The following is a 20,452-nucleotide window of genomic DNA, read 5'->3' on the forward strand; positions in this document are numbered from 1 at the left end:
AAATGAGGATGTAATAGAGAAAGATGATAAATATATATATATATATTGGGTATAAAAAAAGCAATTAATAAATTGATTTTAAATCCTATCAAAAGAAAAATGGTAAATGTGTGTGGTAATAAAGTCTATTTTGGAATGAATGTGGATATTGCAGGTTGGAAAAATGTGTATATTGGCAATGATGTTTCTATAGGAAATAACTGTAATTTTATGACTACCAAAGCGAATATATACATAGGAGATCATGTTTTGTTTGGGCCTGCGGTTCATATAATAACGGGTAACCATATTTTTGATATTCCAGGAAAGTATATGTCAGAATTTACAGAAACTGATAAAAGAGAAAAAGATGACCAGGATGTAATATTAAAGGGAGACAATTGGATTGGCTGTAATGCAATCATTTTAAAAGGTGTGACAATCGGATATGGTGCTGTTGTTGCAGCGGGTGCAGTTGTTACCAAAGATGTTGAGGATTATTGTATTGTTGGAGGAAACCCTGCAAGAATGATAAAAAAACGTTTTACTGAAGGCGTGATAGAAAAAATAAATACTAAAAATTTATCATAAAATATAAAGTTATTATAAGTTTAAAGGAACATTCAAGCAGGAATAATTAGTAAGGTTTGCAATAATATGACATATATACCTGAGTATTGTTTCATGAAAGTATGTCAAATTATAAGATAGGTTGAAATTGTAAGCATTATTTTGAAACATTATTACAAGTGAAAGTGTTAATTAATTTTTAGATTATTTAAGAAAAGCTTTATTGAGGAGTATATGTTATGAAAAAAATAATTTTTTATATAGACTCAATGCAAAAGGGTGGCGCAAATCGAGTAATGGCAAACCTTGTGGATTTTTTTACGAATAAAAGGTTTGAGGTAGTATTAGTAAATGATATAGTTGCAACTGGCGATATACCAGAATATGAAGTGAATCCATTGGCTAAACGTATCATATTGAATGAATCTGGAACGAATGCAATCATTTCAAATTTAAATAGAATAAAAAAGTTGAGAAAAATTATTCTTGAAGAAAAACCAGATTGTGTATTATCGTTTATGGGGCCTCCTAATGTAAGAATGTTACTTGCAAGTATTTTTTTATCATGTCGAAAAGTGGTATCTGTTAGAAATGATCCAAATCGAGAATATGGAAAAAATTTAATCAAAAAATATTTGACGAATTGCATATTCCTTTTGGCAGATGGATGTGTGTTTCAAACAGAAGATGCAGCAAAATATTTTTTTAATAAAATAAGAAGAAAGTCTACAATAATAGTAAATCCCGTAAATGAATTGTTTTTCAATACTCATTCTTCAGAAAAAAGAAAAAATATTGTTACTGTTGGAAGATTATTTCCACAAAAAAATCATAAATTACTAATACATGCATTTTCCTTAATTGCAAAAAAATATCCGGATGAAAAGTTGATTATTTTTGGAGAAGGACCTTTAAAGAATGATCTAAAAGACTATGCATGTAATATGGGAATTGAAAAATGTGTTGTTTTCCCAGGATCAATTTCCAATGTTAATGTTGAATTAAGTAAGACTAAAGTATTTGTTTTAAGCTCAGATTATGAAGGATTGCCAAATGCTTTGATGGAAGCTATGGCATGTGGAACAGCGGTTGTCTCAACGGATTGTCCGGCAGGTGGTCCAAAATATCTATTAAAAGAATCAAACGCAGGAATACTTGTGCCATGTAACAATGCAGAGAAAATGGCAGAAGCGATTGAGATAATGATGAGTGAAGAAAAGAATATTTTTTATCGCGATCAGGCAAAGAAAAAATCTATTGATTTTTTACCGGAAACTGTTTTTAACAAATGGGAAGAGTTTTTGTTTGAAAAGAAATAAAAAGATATTTTACTAAAAAAGCGATAATTAAAGTGTTTTAAAATAAGGTGGAATAGAATGGAACATATAAATAAGAAGACAAAAATTGATTATTTAATTCATATTTGTACGGCAATAATGATATCTTCGTTTATCATATTTGATATGGATTATAGGGTGAGTTATATTTTGTTAGGAATGACAATATTAATATTTGGATTGCTTGCGCTGCGTAATAATTTTAAAATTACAGTAAAAATAGATAGTTTTCATAAATATATTTTATCATTTATCTTATTTGCAATGTGTTCTTCAATCTGGTCATATGTTCCATATTTAGCAATAAGAAAAGCTCTAACTATAACGGAAATATTAATATGTATGTCAGTGTTATATATATATTACAGTAGGTATAATTCGGTTAGTGATTTATATATGATTTTAATGGTTAGTGGATTCATAGTGGCAATGTATTCGTTTTACAGGTATGGAATAGCAACTATTATGTCGGTACTTAGTCGTGGAGATAGATTAGAAGATATTTTTTCTAATGTGAATAGTATAGCCATGATTATTAGCGTTGCAATTATAGCCTTTGTATATAAAGTGTTATTTGAAAAAATGGGAATTTTCAGCACAGGTTTATGTAGTTGTTTATCTATATTTGGAATAATTGTCATTGCTGCTACAGGGAGTAGAAAGGCATTAGTTATGCTTATGTTGGGAGGATTTCTCCTGTTTTCTATTAGATTTAAGAGTAACTATTTTCTTCTTACTCTATTAAAAATTTTAGCAATTATTTTAATTATGTATTTTGCTTTATTGCAATTAAGAAATATAGAAATGTTTAAAGGGATTGTAGACAGAATGGATGGTCTTGTTGCAATGGTCACAGGAAAGGGTGCTGTAGATGCTTCAACTTCTGTTAGAGCAGAATTTATTACAATTGGAATAGAGCAATTTAAAAAAAATCCGATTTTGGGTTATGGTATGGGAAATAGCGGTAAGGTTCTGGTTAATGCAATTGGCGGAAAAGAGACTTATTTTCACAATAATTATGTGGAATTATTAGTATGTGGGGGGTTAATCGGAACAATTATATATTATATGATTTGGCTAAAACCAATAAAAGAAATATTAATATATAGAAAATATGATACAACTGCTATTCTTTCAATAATCATGGCGGCAATTCTATTGGTTATGGATTATGGAGTAGTTTCTTATTTTGATAAATTAAATTATTTTTATATTATGATTATGTATATTAGCGCAAAGAATTTAAGGAGAAAAAGAGATGAGAATAAAGAAAGTTTGTAAAACTGTCTTAAGAATAATTTATGATTCAGATTATAGGTTTTATATAACATCCTGTTATGGATTACACAACAGAATGGGCGATAGAGAATTCTTAGAAAAAAAGTTTAAAGCGGTTTTTCATAGGAAATTAGACTTGGAAAATCCTAAAACAATAAATGAAAAATTACAATGGTTAAAATTGTATGATCGTAAGCCACAATATACACAGTATGTGGATAAATATCTAGTGAGAAAATATGTAAAAGAAATGATAGGTGAAGAATATCTGATACCATTATTAGGTGTTTGGGATAATGCAGAGGATATAGAATTTGATAAATTGCCTGATCAATTTGTATTGAAATGTAATCATAACTCAGGAACAGGAATGTATATATGTAAAAATAAGAATAATATGGATTGTAATAAAGTAATATCAGAGTTAAAAAAAGGATTAAAACAAGATTATTATATAACAGCTAGAGAGTGGCCCTATAAAAATGTACCTAGAAAAATAATAGCTGAAAAATATATAGTTGATGAGTCTGGCTATGAACTTAAGGATTATAAGTTCTATTGTTTTAATGGAAGGGTTAAGTTGGTAATGATTAATTCTGATCGAATGTCAGATAAAAGTACAAAGGCAGATTATTTTGATGAAAATTATAATCATTTAGATATTAAGTGGGGATACGAAAATGCTGATAAGCTTCCGGAAAAACCAGAGAAATTTGAATTAATGAAAGCACTAGCTGAAAAATTGGCAACGAATATTCCACATGTTCGAGTCGATTTTTATCAAACTCCAGAAGGTGTATATTTTGGAGAAATGACTTTTTTTGATGGAAGTGGATTCGATAGGATCGAACCGATTGAGTGGGATTACAAACTGGGAAGTTGGATTAATCTTCCCCAAAAGACACAATAAATATAATTAGGGGGCTCTTAAGTTGTGGAAAGAAAGAAACGTTTAGCATTAAATACGAGCACATCATTACTTTATCAAGTAGTAACAATTATTTGTGGATTTATTTTGCCACGACTTATTTTGAAATCATTCGGTTCAGAAGTGAATGGATTAGTCAATTCCATTACGCAATTTTTGGCAATCATATCATTTTTGGAATTAGGTGTTGGTGCAGTAATACAGTCATCATTATATAAACCGTTAGCTGAAAAAGATGATGAACAAATTAGTCGAGTTATTGTTTCAGGACAGAAGTTTTTTTCAAAATTGGCAAAAATACTTACGGCATATGTAGTTATTTTAATGGTATCTTATCCTTTTATAGCTAATCAAAAATTTGGATTTGTATATACTGCAACAATGATTGGTGTAATGAGTATCAGTTCTTTTGCACAATATTATTTTGGAATTATAAACAGCCTTTTATTGACATCAGATCAGAAAGGGTATGTATCATATATATCACAGACTGTTACTTTAGTTATGAATACAGCTGCCTGTTTTATGCTAATAAAACTCGGGTCAGGTATACATGTTGTAAAATTGGTTACTTCGCTAATATATGCTATACGTCCTTTAATATTGGCAATATATGTTAGACGACACTATAATCTGAATTGGAATATTAAGTATACAGAAGAACCAATAAAACAAAAATGGAATGGAGTAGCTCAACATGTTTCAGCAGTGATTCTTGATGGAACTGACAATATTGTTTTAACAATTTTTTCTAATTTAAAAGATGTATCCATATATTCGGTTTACAGCATAGTAACGTCAGGTGTTAAGCAATTACTGCTTTCTATGACTAATGGTATTCAAGCATTAATTGGTGAAATGTGGGCTAAACAAGAACTGGATGAATTAAAAGAGTTTTTCGGTTGGATTGAATGGATTCTACATACGGGAACTATTCTGATTTTTGGAATTACGTCTGCTCTTATTGTCCCATTTGTTGAAGTATATACTAAGGGTATATCCGACGTTAACTATGTACAACCTTTGTTTGCAATCTTGATTGTTATAGCGAATGCGGGACATTGTTTAAGACTTCCTTACAATATAATGATTTTGGCAGGAGGGCATTATAAACAAACGCAAAACAATTATATAATTGCGTCTGCTCTTAATATTATTATATCAGTGATAGCAGTTAAGGCATGGGGATTAGTTGGTGTAGCAACTGGAACAGTTATAGCTATGTTTTATCAGACTGTTTGGATGGCTTGGTATGATTCTAAAAACTTAATCAAGTGGCCATTCAAGAAATTCCTTAAACAAATTTTTGTAGATGTAGTTATAGTAGTACTAGTACATTTGATTATCAATTTATATTTTGTTAAAACATGGTTTGAAATGAAGAGTGTGACTTATGTCTCTTGGATTTTTTTAGCAGTTAAAATATCAATATTGGTAGTGCTTATCAGTGTGGTAATAAATACGATATTTTATCGCACACATATAAGATCAGTTGTAAAAAAAAGTATAAATAAGATAAAAAAATAGTTTGTATAAAAGATGAACTAATAGTATTACCTTACCTAAAGGAATGGGAGTTATGAAAGCCCTTAATTAATCAAAAAAAATGGATAATTGTGTTTTGGTAAAAAACGTGTTAATGATAATGAGAAGTGGTATATTATAGTATGGTTTTTTGGGCGGGTGTGGTTTGATGTTCAATCTGTTACCATAGAATCAAAATTATTAAGAAATGTGGCTGCTTGGTTGAATATAAGCAGTATCTGCCGAATAGAACGATTAAAAAGAAAGGTGATCCTAAGATTATCAATAAAGACATCAGTGGACTTACGGGAGAGAAGCTTTTAGAAAAAATATATACTATTCTTGAGAACCATAAAGATGAAATCGATCAGTGTAAGGCTATACTGATTGAAGATGATTTGGATGGAAGATTTCAGGGAAAGTCCAAGGAAGAGATTGATAAATATAAGTCGGATATTGTTAAGAGAGTCCAGGATATTTTAGGTAATCAGGAAATGAAAGTGTTTCTGTTGTTTGCATCACCAGAAGCAGAGGCTTGGTTTGTCGCTGATTGGGAGCATGGTTTTAAGGCACTTTATGAAAGCGATTCGATAAATGATTTGGAGTATTCAGAACGGAAGTTCTTTGTACATCAATTAAAACAGTATATTGATCGAGAAGTGCTCGGGGAATATGCGAATGATATTGAACAATATGGTTTTAAAAATGGGACTTATTATAAATTGAGCGATCAGCTTATAACGGTTATCTCGAATGATATTAAAGAATATTTATTAAATAACAATGATAATGCTGCCTATGCGAAAAAGATTTCTGAATCAAGGCACCTGTATTATTCGAAAAAATTGCACGGTGATCGAATGATGAAGAGTATTATGCCGGATGTATTGGAAGGAAAATGTAAGCATTTTTTTAAACCTGTATATCATGAACTTGCTGATTTTGATGTTGAAAAAGAAGAATAGGAGAGATCTGGTGCTTTTGATGTGTACAGTTTTTAAAACAGCACTGAAAGGAAAGAATTGGACATTTATCAGATTTTTATAACATATAACCCTGCATGGACAAAACGTGAGATTATCTGCTTTTCAGTTTTGTGTTTGCTTACGGCACTATGGGCCGGATATTTATTATGGCATAAAAAGATTCTTCTCTCTCAGGCCATATCAGGAATGATCTTGCTTATTTTTCTTGGAATTGTTTTTGGTTCAACCGTATTTGCGCGGCAGCCGAAAGATTACCGGGAGTATAAATTGGAACTTTTTTGGTCATGGAAAGAAGTTTTTCATGGTCATCAGGAACTGTTGAAAGAAAATCTCTTAAATATTTTATTATTGTCTCCGGCGGGCTTTCTGCTGCCTTCGTTGTTTCATAAGAAACTACCTTGGTGGTTTGGCCTGTTAGTTGGTCTGATTATTTCTGCTGGAATCGAAATTGGGCAATTAGTGCTTTGCCGGGGACTTTTTGAGTGGGATGATATGGTTCATAATAGTTTAGGCTGTATGCTTGGACTTTTGTTTGGCAATGCAAGGATCACTGTTTGTGATCAATTGGTAAAGGGAAGGAGAAGAAAAATGCGGGGCGTCAGGAAGAAAGAGTGAGTCTTAATGCTGTTGTATTTCAGCAGATAGAAATCATATAAATATAACTAAAAAGTAATAAATATTAAGGTATCATTCATTGAATGATGGTAAATTCTATGATAAAATATCTTAACCTTTTTTGGCTGAAAATAGCATTTGCTCGTTTGTGTCAGAGTATTAATCAATGAGAATAGGAGATTAAGGAATGCAGGAGTTGGAAGAGATCGCCATCATACACTCTATAGACGATTATCAGGCTGCATTGTCGTTTAAAGAGTTTTTGAAGTTAAACGGATTTTCATATTTTACCTATGCATATAATGAGGTGCATGATGAATTAAACGATTTGCTGAAGAGAAGCAATAATCATTTTGATCTGATCTTATACATTAATGATGTAAGCGGCAAATTTCAGGAACGATTTGGGCATTTATCAAATTACAATATAAATGTCGAGATTGATCAGAAGAAGTTATGGAAAAGAAGCATCACAAATGAAAATAAAAAGCGACAGATCCTGGATAGTGCGGTGTTAAAGGACATATGGAAGAAAATTTTGACTGCAGTGTATGCTGGGAAAGATGTGGATATAAGCGGAAGTTTGGAATTGATAAATCATATGATAGATGTATACTGTGAGTATGATTTGTTACGGAAGCTTTTGAATAACACAGAATCATGGTTTAGACAGATAAATGCAGATGAAGGCTTTGAGGTTTATCAAAAAGGATTGCTGGGTTTAAAAGAAGAATGGAAAAAGGCATTGGATAGGCTGGAGTGTTCGCCTCACATAGATGCTGTGAATGGCAAAATTGTCGGAGAAGAACATTTGGATTATGCTGTCTTGTACTGCAAGAGAAAGATAAATGAAATATGTAATATGTTGAATCAGTCGATAGAGTATGATAGCTGGACGTTATTGCAGGAAGCGGATAAAATGCATACAAAGTATGAAAACGATTTCTATATGGCTGAAAATATCATCGCGCAGACAGCAATTAAGTCATCCGAGTATAAAAGTCTTTCTATATTGGCGATTCGTAACTGTACGCAGAAATGCCAGGTGCCGGCATGCAACAGCTTCCACTTTTACCGGATGGGTAAGTTATATGAGAAAGCAAACAAAAATATACAGGCCGAGCAGTCATATGAGGATGCATACAGACTGAACCCACTGAATTTCAGAGCTTTATATAAGATCGCAATGAATTCCCGGAATGAGAAGTACAGTGAGGCCGCACGGAAAGAGTTTAGAAATATTTTGCGAATACTTCATGTTCCGCTGGGGGATACCAGGGCAATGGAGAAGACTGTAAAGAAACTTCCTGCTTTGGAACTGGAGTATATATGCAAATGCTATGTTTTGTTGGCAGATATTGAGCTGCATGTGGAAAAACCAGATTATGGTTATTATAATTATTGTCTGAATATGATGGAGATTGCTGTCAAAAATATAAGAGAAAACCAGTTCATATGTGAAATGTATGGGGATCATCCGGATTATGTAGAGCATTTGGAGAAGAGACTGTCAATGAATGCGATTAGGAAAAAAGTGCAGTTATAAGGAACGGATTTTCGGTAAATTCAGGGAAAGCATGGGGAAGGTATGAGTGAAGAAAAATTAATTAAACTTGAGCAATTACTTTCGAATGGGATTGTACATGAAGGATATAAGGATTTAAATACCTCGATTTTTTCTGTTTTATATTCAAGAGGAAAAAACCTGCTTCGGAAGATTATTGAAGACAATTCAGACTGGAAGCAATACGGGAAAAATCAGAAAAATACGGATTTTGAGCGCTCAAATATTATTTCTTTTGTGGGAAAAAGAGGAACCGGTAAGACTTCAGCAATGTTATCCTTTAAGGATATGCTGGATTTGCATACCAGTACGCAGAATTATGGAATTGAGCAGATAGAATTGTTTTCCGAAGATCCAAATTTCAAAAACACGAAATTCTATACACTGGATTGTATAGATGCTTCTATTATGGAAGAATCAGAAAATGTTTTTATCTTGGTACTTGCAAATATGTTTGCGAAAATTCAGCATTATGCGCAGGGAGAGGCACAGAAGATTCGCGAGTATGACAATCGTATGCTTTTTCAGAAATTTGAAAAAATTTATGAGGACTATGTTTCACTTAATTCTTCCGAAACTGTTTCTGAAGGATATTCTGCTTTTGAAAAAATGAGAAATGCCGGAAGCAGCCAGAAAATCAGAGAAAATTTTGAAGAATTGGTGAAGCTCTACTTAGGTACCATAGACAGTAATTCACGGGATTTGATGAAAACAGAACAAAGATTTCTTGTAATCACTTTAGACGATATTGATATTGCCAGGAGAAAAAAAGGTGACGGAAAAGAAAACTGGGGTACTTATAAAATCATGAGTACGATATATAAGTATCTCACGGTGCCTGGTGTTATTGTCTTGACGGCATATGATTACAGTAATTTACAGGAGCGGTGTTTGAGCTTTTTTGAAAATGAAAATGGTAATAAAGGAGGCTTTGAGGAAGCGACCTTACAGTTTATCGAAAAAGTTTTCCCAATATATTCGCGCCTATATATGCCTGCTCTTGAGGATGAAATTAAAATTGACATAGGAAGTAATCGTTGGAATATACTTCATGATTTTAGGACAAGAACAAACAGACATATTTTCTCTCTCAAAGAGTTCATATTTGCCATGATGTATGACAAGACAGAAGTGTGCTTTGATTATGATGAGATGCATAAGCACTTTATAGAGCCTGATACATTAAGGTCATTGTATAATATGACAGAATTACTTCACAAACTGGATGAATATAATCATTTGCTGGAGTCAAAAGCTGATTTAAAAAAGTTTCAGGAAAATATTGAATGGGTAGAAGAAGATTGCAATTTTAGATACAAAGAAGAAATTCTGGTAAAGAATAAAAAAGAGTCTGATCTGCTCAATCTATGGATGCAGGAGCCGATTGATAGAAGAGGAGAAAGTATTGTAAAGGCAATATGTTCAGATATTCTTCCTTTAGGTCTGGATATAAGACGATTACGCGAAGAAGAAATGGAAGAGTCAAAGAGAGGGATAAAAACAGAGTCTGTTCAGGATGGAATAAAGTATGACAATAGCCATGTGGCATATAGTTATGCTGAACTGGTACATAGTATTTTTCATATGACAAGAGATAAACAAAAGTTTTCTAAAAAATTTATTTTCTGTTTATTGTACTCTTATACGCTCCATCTGACTGAGATATATAAAGTTTACCAGTGGAGTAAACGTCAGATCAATAAAACTGATTTTATGGCCATATATAGAGACAAAGTGCAGTTGTCCGATCCTGGAGAAGAGCTGCGCGGAAGAATGGCTGAGATAGAAAAAAGCTATCATATTTTGTTGGCTGTGACAGGACGGACGATATGTGGCAAATGGGCGCAATATTTTTTCCCGGATGTGACAGCCAGTGCCTTATTTGGGAATAACAATTATACTGACATCCGGGTTCGTGGGGTTTTGCTTGGCTACATTGAGCATCAGCCGAATGAGTTTCCTTTGGAGTTTTCTCCGGATGATACCGAAGAACAGATTTTAATAAAGGTGAAAGCATTTATTTTTGTTTCCATGCTGAATGTGACTGCATTAGATATAAATTATGAGAACGTTGGTTCTGTAAAGGCTGATTCTACGAATATCAGATGGGAACTCAGAGAAAATAATTGTACCTTAAGACTTGTTCAGGGCAGCAAAGATGACTATGAGCTGACAGCTTTTTTGAAACATGTTTTTTCATATACCGAGTATTTTTGTAAATATGAGGACTTAATCAGAAATCCTTTAAAATCTTGTGGAAAGCCATATGCAGCAGATCTTGATAGGAAGATAGGAAAGGCATTTGATCAATTATGGAATGATTATTATGAGTGGGACCGCGCATATGGAAATGCGATAATCCCCTTCTATAATCTTGACATTACTTATAATATGATAAAAAAGAACTTTTTGGATTATAGTTCAGAGATTCCAACGCTTCATATTCAAATGAATGATGAGAATACCTTATTTTTCTTGGAATATAAGAGGATGTTGGATAAATTTAAAAACTACTTGAAAAAAATCGATCAGGTCTACCAGTTGGAGGGAAAAAGCTCATTTGGTGAGATCATGTCTGAATGCCCATTTTATAAGATGATAAATGAACTGCAGGCTGATTCTTCCAGCAGAATTGCTGTATCAAATTATATTTGCAGTATTGTTATGAGAAAAATGGAAGATAGAGGGTTATTTGAAGAAATACCGGTTGGCTGATAGATAAAACGGGTGAATACAATGGATGAGCTATATAATATTATCGGTATATTATTTAGGAAAATACTACCGAAACAAATTATAGGTGGAAAGTATTGTTATAATAAGATACCCCTGGATTTGTTGGAAAAAATATCTTATGCATATGAAGACAATGCTGATGAAGCGGAAATTCATAAACGTTTTCAGTTTTTTAAAAGCCAGGTACAGTTTCAGCTGTATGAGGAGCAGAACTATATAGCGGATTCAGAGAGTTTTAATGTATTTGATCTGGTCGAGGTCTTCGTCAGAATGATTTTGGAAGCCAGAAATGGTGAGGTGGTTTGCAGATTCAGATATTTGCAGGAATGGCGCCAGGTGACAAATAAGGTGGAAAATACCGTCTTTCTTGCTGCTATGTATGCCAGAATGGATTATGAAAACGGAAAGATCAGGAGATCTTTCATTTGGCCGGATATCATTGGCCATAATAATGTTCAGTTGAACCGTATTTTATCAGATGGTATTTCTGACAATCATTTTCATCTGTTGGGATCTGTTCATTATTTTTCACTCTCCTGGCTGATGCTGATGAATCATGTAAATGAACAAAATTTTGTCAGGCAGATGGATGAAATGGACAATCAGAGGCGTAATCCACGGATACGCCTGTCCTATGATTACGAGGAAGATAAGTTTAAAATACAGCACTTGCAGGCTGCACTCATCCGTGTATATCTTTTTTCGGAATTGACAGGAAGATATATAGAGCTTGGAACTTATTATGCCTCCTGGGAAAAAATAGTCAGCTATATATCTCAAAAAAGTAATGGAGGCATGTATGAATTTGCTTTAAAATATCGCGATGCAATCCAATATAGTATAGCATATGAACAAATGGGGCAGTTATACAAAGAATATCCGGAGTATTGCTGGCTATTTCAGAAAATATTTAACGAAAAACCGGCGGGTGTAATAGAAAAAGAACTGGAAAGACTGTTGACGGAAAGAGATTTTACCTCAGCTATACTTGATCTTGCCCAAAAATCTGGAAATATTTTGTTAAGAGAGTGTACATGGCTATACAAAGATAATCTTCGTGAGTATGAGAAAGAGTGGCGGGAACAAACGCAGACGAGTGTATGGAGATTATTGAGAAATACTTCTGAGCTATTAGATTTTCGTACGGATTTACAGATCATCATCGATAGTTTACTGGACAAAGTGCAGCATATCAACTGTGATTATGCGGCGAATGGTGCCGGTGCCTGGTATGACACAGATGAGAGTCAGAGTTTACTGATCGGAGAACGTTGGCTGGAATATAAAATGTTTCGAGACAGGGAACTTTTGTCAGAAAATCATTTTAACTTATTCTATGTCTATTTATTGATCAAAGAGTCTTTTCGAATGGAAATACAGCAAAGTAATGAGAAATTGGGCTTCACTAATTTCCATAAATATCAGAAGCGTAAGGGTATGTTTACTTCTTATTATACTTATGGTGAATTGGCCCGTGCAGCAATAGAAGCTTCTGTAAGGCAGCAGAATATAAAAAGCATTGAGGTAAGAATAAGTTTTGGGGAAAGCTGTGCAGAAGATGCGGAATTGATTCGTTATTATGATAGAGAGATTCAACAGGGATGCTTGAAAGAATATGCAGATAAATACTATTATGTTATGGGATTTGGAAAAAGAGTAGATAATTTCAGACAGATTCCCAGTGAGTATGGACATATGTTTTACAGGCATTATGATTTGAGAGCGCGAATCCGAAAAGAAGCAGATGGCCTGATACAGCTTCGCAGAAAGAATCCGGAGATGGCACAGAGAATTAAAGGAATAGATGCATTTTCCGATGAAGATGGCTGCAGACCGGAAGTTTTTGCTACGGTGTATCGAGTGTTGAAGAAACATTCCTGCTACAGGGGATTAAGTATTAAACCGGAAGTGCCGCCCTTGCGTGAAACTTATCATGTGGGAGAAGTTTTTACGGATATAGTGGATGGGCTTAGAGCAGTGGATGAGGCTGTACATTTTCTTAATCTGGATTGTGGAGACCGTTTGGGACATGCTACTGTTTTAGGAATGGATGTAGAAAAGTGGTACGAAGACTGCAATTTCAAGATTTCCATACGGAGAATGGACTATCTTGATAATGTAGTATGGTTGTATTATAAGCTGCTTCGGTATCATATTCCGGATACAGACACACTACTTCAGTATCTGGAGATTGAATTTGAAAAATATTTTGCTTTGATTTACAGCAAATTTATAGGAGAAGGCTATATTGAGGATGTTGCAAGAAGAGCATGTGAATATGGTTCGGGATATAGCGAAAAATATGGCAGTCAGATAGCGAGACAAGCAGATCAGATATCTGAAGCTGGACAGAGACGCTCCAGTGTCTATGATTTTCGCTACGGGATTGTAAGAAAAAATGATGGGTCCATTTATGATTTCAATATCCGAAATTATTATTATTCATGGATGCTTCGAGGGGATCATCCCGGTTTATATGAGAATGGATTTTATGAGCAGCAATTGAATGTGAAATCTATTTGGGATGAGTGCAGTGTAAACAGAGAGTTCCCAAAAGACCAGAGAATCCGTTACATTCTTCCGGCAGCGGTATTGAACCATTTTTACCACTACAATACATATGTGAGAGAAAGTGGAGAAAAAGCGGAGACGGTAAAAATACCTGTGAATATGGTCAAAGCAATATCGCTGGTACAAAAAGCCATGCAATTCGAACTTGCACAAAGAGAAATTGCTATTGAAACCAATCCATCTTCCAATCTGATGATAAATCGCATTTCTTCCTATGATAAACATCCGATTTTTAAACTTTATAATATGGGCCTGACTCATGATGTAGAAAAATTGGAGGAATGTCCGCAGTTGAACGTGTCGATCAATACGGATGATCAGGGTGTTTTTGCAACCTGTCTTTCAAATGAATATGCACTGGTGGCAAGCTCGCTATCCAGAATGGTAGATTCTGATGGTAATCATGTGTATAAGAGGGCAGAAATCTATCAATGGATAAAAAACGTCCAGGAAATGAGTAATAACCAGTCCTTTCTGAAGGCAGAACCTAGAGATGAAGAGGGATATTGAGCATGAGGAGTGGCTTATGAAGAATATAAAAGAAGAAATCAAGTCGTATGGCTTACTTTTTGCTGTGCTCAGAGGTATTTGGGGTATATTAAAATCTTTATGGAAGGTTTTAATATATAATCAAAAAAATCACATGGAGGAAATTGAGGAGTCAAAAAAGAAGAAGGATCCGAAATGGGAATTGTTTAAAGAGTGGAAAGATGCATGGCTGTCTGGCAAAGAGGACAGAGAAAAAGCCGAAGATGAGATCTTTTTTCAATTATTCACTTATGATTATGAATACAGCTACACCAAGGAAAAGCATAATAAAAGGAAAAATTTCAGAATAAAATTTCTGTGTATGTTGCCATTTGCCACGACAACAGTTATATTTTTGGTGAGCATCATAGCTTATAATGTGAGTGTGTTTATAAAAGCTGGTGATTTTGTAAGTTTTGTAGAAAATATGGATTGGAGCTTTTCTATATACAGTACAGCGTTTTATGGTGCAGCTCTGATTATAACATATCTGATTATAAAATGGCTGGATGTAAAGAAGTATCAGGAAACCTGGGTCAGACATTCTAAGCATAAATATGCAGTTGAAATGGAAATGTTCCGATATATTAACGGAATGGGAAATTATTGTTATGAAAATAGAAAAAAATACTTTGTAGACAATATCATGAAAATATGGGATGCAAACAGAACCAAATTTGCTGAAAATATGGAAAAAGAAAGTGACATGAAGGATATGCTAAACGGCATAAAGACAGTCTGTAAGAAATTGAAAGACGATGAAGAATCATCAGATTAAAGCGCTCGCAAATACATTGAAAAATGAATGGTAATGCTTTAAATCAAGCGGGAAGCCAGTGCGTACTGGCTTCCCGCTGAATCGTTATACCTGATAAAATTTTTTATACCATTCCGCAAAGCTGCGAAGTCCTGTTCTTAAGCTGGTATTAGGCTTAAAGCCATAATCTCTTTCAAGAGCGCTTGTATCTGCATAAGTAACCGGGACATCGCCAGGCTGCATTGCCACCAGCTCTTTATGAGCTTCAAAATCATAATCTGCCGGAAGCACTTCAGCACGGATCAGTTCTTCCTGAAGGATAGTTACAAAGTCTAAGAGATTTTCCGGATTACTGTTTCCAATATTGTAGACAGCATACGGCGGGATGGGAAGACCGTCTTCACCATTTTTCTTTTCCGGAGCGCCCTGCATGACACGTTTCACGCCCTCTACGATATCATCCACATAGGTAAAATCACGTTTGCAGTGTCCGTAATTGAAAATCTGAATAGTTTCGCCTTTGAGCAGTTTGTTTGTGAAGCCGAAATAAGCCATATCCGGTCTGCCGGCAGGACCGTAAACAGTGAAGAAACGAAGACCGGTGGAGGGGATATTGTAAAGCTTGCTGTAGGCATGAGCCATCAGCTCATTGGATTTCTTGGTGGCTGCATAAAGGGATACGGGATTGTCTACTTTGTCATCGGTACTGTACGGGACTTTCTTGTTTGTTCCATAAACCGAGGAGGAAGATGCATAGACAAGATGTTCCACTCCTTTTGCACCGTTATCATAGGAATGGCGGCAGGCCTCCAGAATATTGTAAAAGCCGATCAGGTTGGACTGAATGTAGGCATCCGGATTGGTGATAGAATAACGAACACCGGCCTGAGCACCGAGATTAACCACGATATCCGGTTTATGCTCTGTAAAGATCTGATCAATAATAGTTTTATTAGCGAGATCATCTTTGTAAAATGTGTAGGTAGAATCTGCATGTTCTTTCACGCATTCTTCGATCTCTTTTAATCGCCATTCTTTGATGCTGACATCATAATAATCATTCATATTATCAAGACCGATAATATGAATAGGCGATTGAGTTTTTAAAAGCTCAAGAACCAGGTTGCTGCCAATGAAACCGGCAGAACCGGTCACAAATACCGTTTTGCCTTTTAAATCGATATGATTCATTTCTCTTTTCTCCCCTTTAGTCTCTCTTAAAGATATCTCTTGTGTAAACTTTTTCTTTTACATCATCAAGGCAGGAATCATATCTGTTTGCGATGATTGCCTGGCTTTTTTTCTTGAATTTTTTCAGATCATTGATTACTTCGGAGCCGTAGAAGGTTTCGCCATTCTTTAAAGTGGGTTCATAAATAATTACTTTGGCGCCTTTTGCTTTGATTCTCTTCATAACGCCCTGGATAGAAGACTGGCGGAAATTGTCAGAATTACTCTTCATGGTCAGGCGATAGACACCGATAGTTTTTTCTCCTTCTTTGCTGGGATCCCAGGAACTGTTTGCTTCATAGGCACCGGCCATTTCCAGAACTTTGTCGGCAATGTAATCTTTTCTTGTCCGGTTGCTTTCCACGATCGCAGAAATCATATTCTGCGGCACATCATTGAAGTTTGCCAGGAGCTGTTTGGTATCTTTCGGCAGACAATAGCCGCCGTAACCAAAACTTGGGTTATTGTAATGAGTACCGATACGCGGATCTAAGCATACACCGGTAATAATTTCCTGGGTATTCAGCCCCTTGGTCTCTGCATAGGTATCCAGCTCATTGAAATAAGAAACACGAAGAGCAAGATAGGTATTGGCGAAAAGTTTTACAGCTTCTGCTTCTGTAAAGCCCATGAACAGAGTATCGATGTTTTTCTTGAGAGCGCCCTGCTGGAGAAGAGCAGCGAAGGTATGGGCCTTTTCAGCAGAATCTTCATCGCAGGAAACAATGATTCTTGATGGATAAAGGTTGTCATACAGGGCTTTCGATTCACGAAGGAACTCCGGGCTGAAAATAATATTTTTTGTATTATATTTTTTCCGGACGGATGCGGTATATCCAACGGGGATCGTGGATTTGATAATCATGGTTGCATCCGGATTTACTTTCAGAACGAGCTCGATCACGGCTTCTACGGCAGAGCAGTCAAAGAAATTTTTCTTACTGTCATAGTTGGTAGGAGCTGCGATGACAACGAAGTCGGCATTTCGGTATGCTTCTTCCCCGTCGAGAGTAGCAGTAAGATCAAGCTCCTTCTCGGCCAGATACATCTCAATGTAATCGTCCTGAATAGGAGATTTTCTATTATTAATAAGCTCCACTTTCTCCGGAATAATATCAACGGCAGTAACATGGTTATGCTGCGACAGGAGCGTAGCAATAGAAAGCCCTACATAACCGGTCCCGGCAACAGCAATATTATATTTCCGGTCTACCAGAAACTTCTTCTTGTCAGCCTTCTCATCCTCAAACAAGTCCACGACTTCAAAATCCAGTGCCTCAGCAATCGCCTGAAGTTGATCGATGGACGGAGTATAGTTGCAGCTCTCCAGCCTGCTGATCATCCCCCTGTTGATGCCGGTCATTTCTGCCAGCTGTGCCTGTGTGATTTTTTTGGCTTTTCTCTTGGCGATAATCGTATCGGCCATTTTCCTTACAGATAATTTTTTCATATTCTTTCTCCAAATGTTATTGTGGATCACATTTTGTGACGGTTGTGAGTGGTTAAGATGTATTTAACATAGCAGATATTGGGGAAAATGTCAATTACAAAAACATAAAACAAATCGGGTAAGAAAAAAACAAATTTTGGAAAAATGGCTTGTTTCCAAGCTTTTCGGTTATTTAGTGTAACTTTTATGAAAAGTTCAGAATAAGAAAACCGAACGAGATATGCAGTAAATGATATGGGGACAGGATGGTACTTGGTGGCATTATCCTGTCCCCTGTTTTTTTGTTGTCTACGCAAGGAAAATAAGAAAAGATAAACAAAAGAACTCATTCTAAAAATATTTATTTGAATTATTTGCAGGAAAGCTGCAAATAATAGAAGTAAACTTGACTATAAGGTGTTTTGTGAGTATAATGGTATCAGAAAGCAAGTATGTGAGGAGGATCTGCCATGTTACTTCAGTTTTCTATAACGAATCATCGCTCGATAAAAGAGACTGCCATCATCAGCATGAAGGCAGCCGCAGATAAAACTATGAAAGAAGTCCTGATTTCCCCGGATGGAAAGAAAGAACTTGTGCCGGTTATGGCAATTTACGGTGCAAATGCGGCGGGCAAAAGCAACGTTATCCATGCGCTTCTACTTATGCGGGAAATGGTCTGCGGCAGTTATGCCAAACCGCTCAAAGGTGCAGAGCTTCCCTATGAACCGTTCGCTTTTGTGGATGGACAGACGGAGCCGACTACGTTTGAGATTATCTATTATTATGAGAGCATCAAATATGCCTATGGCTTCTCCTTCGACAAGGATCGGATTATCAGCGAATACCTCTATCATTGGCCAAACGGCAGAGAAGCATTGGTGTTCTCCAGAGAGAAAGACGAGTACGAATTTCGTGAGAGTATCCAGGAACAGCTTACCCTTGCCGGACGGACTTCGGAAAACAGGCTGTACCTCACAAGCTCCAACGAGTGGAACTGCGCCCAGACAGAAAAAGCATATCTGTGGTTCCAGAAAAACCTTCGTGGCTTGATTGCAACAGGTGTATCGAATGAAAGCACCATTGACGCAATCCGAAAAGGCGGCGATGGGAAACAGCGCATCTTAAAAGAAATGATGCTTGCCGATCTTGGCATCTGCAATGTGGAACTGTCCGGCACAAAAGAGAAGCCGATTATTTCCACGGTGCATCAGCTCACGGATGACAGCGGTGAGAAAAAGCAGTATACCTTACTGCTGGGGCAGGAATCTGTGGGAACACAACGTTTCTTTTCCAGAATCGGTTTGTGGATGGATGCGCTGAACTCCGGTGCGGTGCTTGTGGTGGATGAAATCGAAGCGAGTATGCACCCACTGCTTACCCGACATCTGATTGAAATGATTCAGGATCAGACCACTAACCAGAACCATGCGCAGTTGATCTTTACCACTCATGATACGGGACTGCTAGATTTGAAATTGCTGCGCCGTGACCAGATATGGTTTGCAGAGAAAGATGAAAAGACAATGCAGACTGACATTTATGCTTTGACTGAGTTTTCTCCGAGAAAAGAGGAGAACATAGCCAGAGGATACCTGCAGGGCAGATATGGTGCCATTCCGTTTATCGGAGGAGGTATCTGAGATGGGAAGAATCAAAGAGATCGAACGCAAAGCCTCCGGGCGAAGAAAGAGAAAACCGGTGGTGTACCTGATCTGTGAAGGGTCAGAAACGGAAATCCGGTATTTCAAAAAGTTCCGTAGCAGAGAGTGTAATATTGATATTGTTCCAATTCCTTCTCAATATAAATCTGCGGATAAGCTGGTACAGAAGGCACAGGCAACCATCGGGTACAGCCCATATTACCCGGATGAAGGTGATATCATTTGGTGCGTCTTTGACCGGGATGACAACACGAACGCTATGCTTTCCAAGGCAAAGCAAACGGCAATCAAGGAGGGTTATCAGATCGCTTTCTCCAATCCGTCCTTTGAAGTCTGGTTCTTGTTGCATTTCAATAATCAGACCACACCTGTTGAGAATTGCGAAGCTGCCATTAAGCTGTTGAAGAAAAAAGGCAGGCTGGAGCAGTATGAGAAGAATAAGGAAGTATATGAACAGTTGAAGCCGTTGCAGGAAGCAGCTATTGAACGGGCGAAGAAACGAGTGGCTACGCTGCAGACAGAACATACGGAAATACTTTCCAGAGAGAGCAATCCGGTGACAACGGTTGCGGAGCTGGTAGAGTATTTGAACAGCAAGCAATAGGAGAAGGTTATGTTTGAAAATCTGATAATACGGGGGCCTCAGGTAGCTTATGCTGCGTCAGAAGGCGGGCCACGCTTTAACAAATGTAGCAAGAATTCTCCCACCTCTTCAGGTGGTGAGATGAATTGCACATCTGAGCATATCTGCTCAAA

14 protein-coding genes and 1 pseudogene are annotated in these 20,452 nt (G+C 36.1%); 13 read left to right on the forward strand and 2 right to left on the reverse strand.

The features are described 5' to 3' along the window. Nucleotides 1–375: 375 nt before the first annotated feature. From LKD71_RS18720 to LKD71_RS14545, 11 genes and pseudogenes are all read left to right on the forward strand, one after another. A pseudogene (locus LKD71_RS18720) lies at nucleotides 376–540 on the forward strand (DapH/DapD/GlmU-related protein); the annotation flags it as partial. 248 nt (nucleotides 541–788) lie between these two features. Continuing rightward, complete coding sequence (locus LKD71_RS14500; protein ID WP_227615993.1) at nucleotides 789–1,868, forward strand: glycosyltransferase; 1,080 nt, start codon at nucleotides 789–791, stop codon at nucleotides 1,866–1,868. Between the two features lie 57 nt (nucleotides 1,869–1,925). Continuing rightward, nucleotides 1,926–3,167, forward strand: coding sequence for an O-antigen ligase family protein (locus LKD71_RS14505; RefSeq protein ID WP_227615994.1), 1,242 nt, complete (start codon nucleotides 1,926–1,928; stop codon nucleotides 3,165–3,167). Then, nucleotides 3,145–4,074 carry an ATP-grasp fold amidoligase family protein gene (locus LKD71_RS14510; protein WP_227615995.1) on the forward strand — a complete coding sequence of 310 codons (930 nt, stop codon included), beginning with the start codon at nucleotides 3,145–3,147 and terminating at the stop codon, nucleotides 4,072–4,074. Before LKD71_RS14505 ends, LKD71_RS14510 begins: the two co-directional genes overlap by 23 nt. A gap of 24 nt (nucleotides 4,075–4,098) precedes the next feature. Beyond that, nucleotides 4,099–5,619, forward strand: coding sequence for an MATE family efflux transporter (locus LKD71_RS14515; RefSeq protein WP_227615996.1), 1,521 nt, complete (start codon nucleotides 4,099–4,101; stop codon nucleotides 5,617–5,619). Nucleotides 5,620–5,834: 215 nt separating this feature from the next. Then, on the forward strand, nucleotides 5,835–6,581 hold the full coding sequence (locus LKD71_RS14520; protein ID WP_227615997.1) for a hypothetical protein: 747 nt from the start codon (nucleotides 5,835–5,837) through the stop codon (nucleotides 6,579–6,581). A 57-nt stretch (nucleotides 6,582–6,638) separates the two neighbouring features. After that, entirely contained in the window at nucleotides 6,639–7,217 is a 579-nt protein-coding gene (locus tag LKD71_RS14525; protein WP_227615998.1) for a VanZ family protein, read from the forward strand. Nucleotides 7,218–7,404: 187 nt separating this feature from the next. After that, entirely contained in the window at nucleotides 7,405–8,763 is a 1,359-nt protein-coding gene (locus LKD71_RS14530) for a hypothetical protein (protein ID WP_227615999.1), read from the forward strand. Between the two features lie 42 nt (nucleotides 8,764–8,805). Next, nucleotides 8,806–11,496 (forward strand): hypothetical protein, encoded by a 2,691-nt coding sequence (locus tag LKD71_RS14535; protein ID WP_227616000.1) that lies wholly within the window; start codon nucleotides 8,806–8,808, stop codon nucleotides 11,494–11,496. Between the two features lie 21 nt (nucleotides 11,497–11,517). Continuing rightward, complete coding sequence (locus tag LKD71_RS14540; protein WP_227616001.1) at nucleotides 11,518–14,598, forward strand: amidohydrolase family protein; 3,081 nt, start codon at nucleotides 11,518–11,520, stop codon at nucleotides 14,596–14,598. After that, nucleotides 14,582–15,394, forward strand: a complete 813-nt coding sequence (locus LKD71_RS14545) for a hypothetical protein (RefSeq protein WP_227616002.1) — start codon at nucleotides 14,582–14,584, stop codon at nucleotides 15,392–15,394. Before LKD71_RS14540 ends, LKD71_RS14545 begins: the two co-directional genes overlap by 17 nt. A gap of 84 nt (nucleotides 15,395–15,478) precedes the next feature. Here LKD71_RS14545 and LKD71_RS14550 read toward each other — a convergent pair whose 3' ends face one another. Further along, nucleotides 15,479–16,564 carry an NAD-dependent epimerase/dehydratase family protein gene (locus LKD71_RS14550; RefSeq protein ID WP_227616003.1) on the reverse strand — a complete coding sequence of 362 codons (1,086 nt, stop codon included), beginning with the start codon at nucleotides 16,562–16,564 and terminating at the stop codon, nucleotides 15,479–15,481. A 16-nt stretch (nucleotides 16,565–16,580) separates the two neighbouring features. Beyond that, on the reverse strand, nucleotides 16,581–18,053 hold the full coding sequence (locus tag LKD71_RS14555) for a nucleotide sugar dehydrogenase (RefSeq protein ID WP_227616004.1): 1,473 nt from the start codon (nucleotides 18,051–18,053) through the stop codon (nucleotides 16,581–16,583). A gap of 449 nt (nucleotides 18,054–18,502) precedes the next feature. Here LKD71_RS14555 and LKD71_RS14560 point away from each other — a divergent pair, with 449 nt between their 5' ends. Beyond that, complete coding sequence (locus tag LKD71_RS14560) at nucleotides 18,503–19,675, forward strand: AAA family ATPase (RefSeq protein WP_227616005.1); 1,173 nt, start codon at nucleotides 18,503–18,505, stop codon at nucleotides 19,673–19,675. A gap of 1 nt (nucleotide 19,676) precedes the next feature. Further along, nucleotides 19,677–20,300 (forward strand): RloB family protein, encoded by a 624-nt coding sequence (locus LKD71_RS14565; protein WP_227616006.1) that lies wholly within the window; start codon nucleotides 19,677–19,679, stop codon nucleotides 20,298–20,300. Nucleotides 20,301–20,452: the final 152 nt, after the last annotated feature.

It is taken from the genome of Fusicatenibacter faecihominis (assembly GCF_020686945.1).
Taxonomy (GTDB): Bacteria; Bacillota; Clostridia; order Lachnospirales; family Lachnospiraceae; genus Limivivens; species Limivivens faecihominis.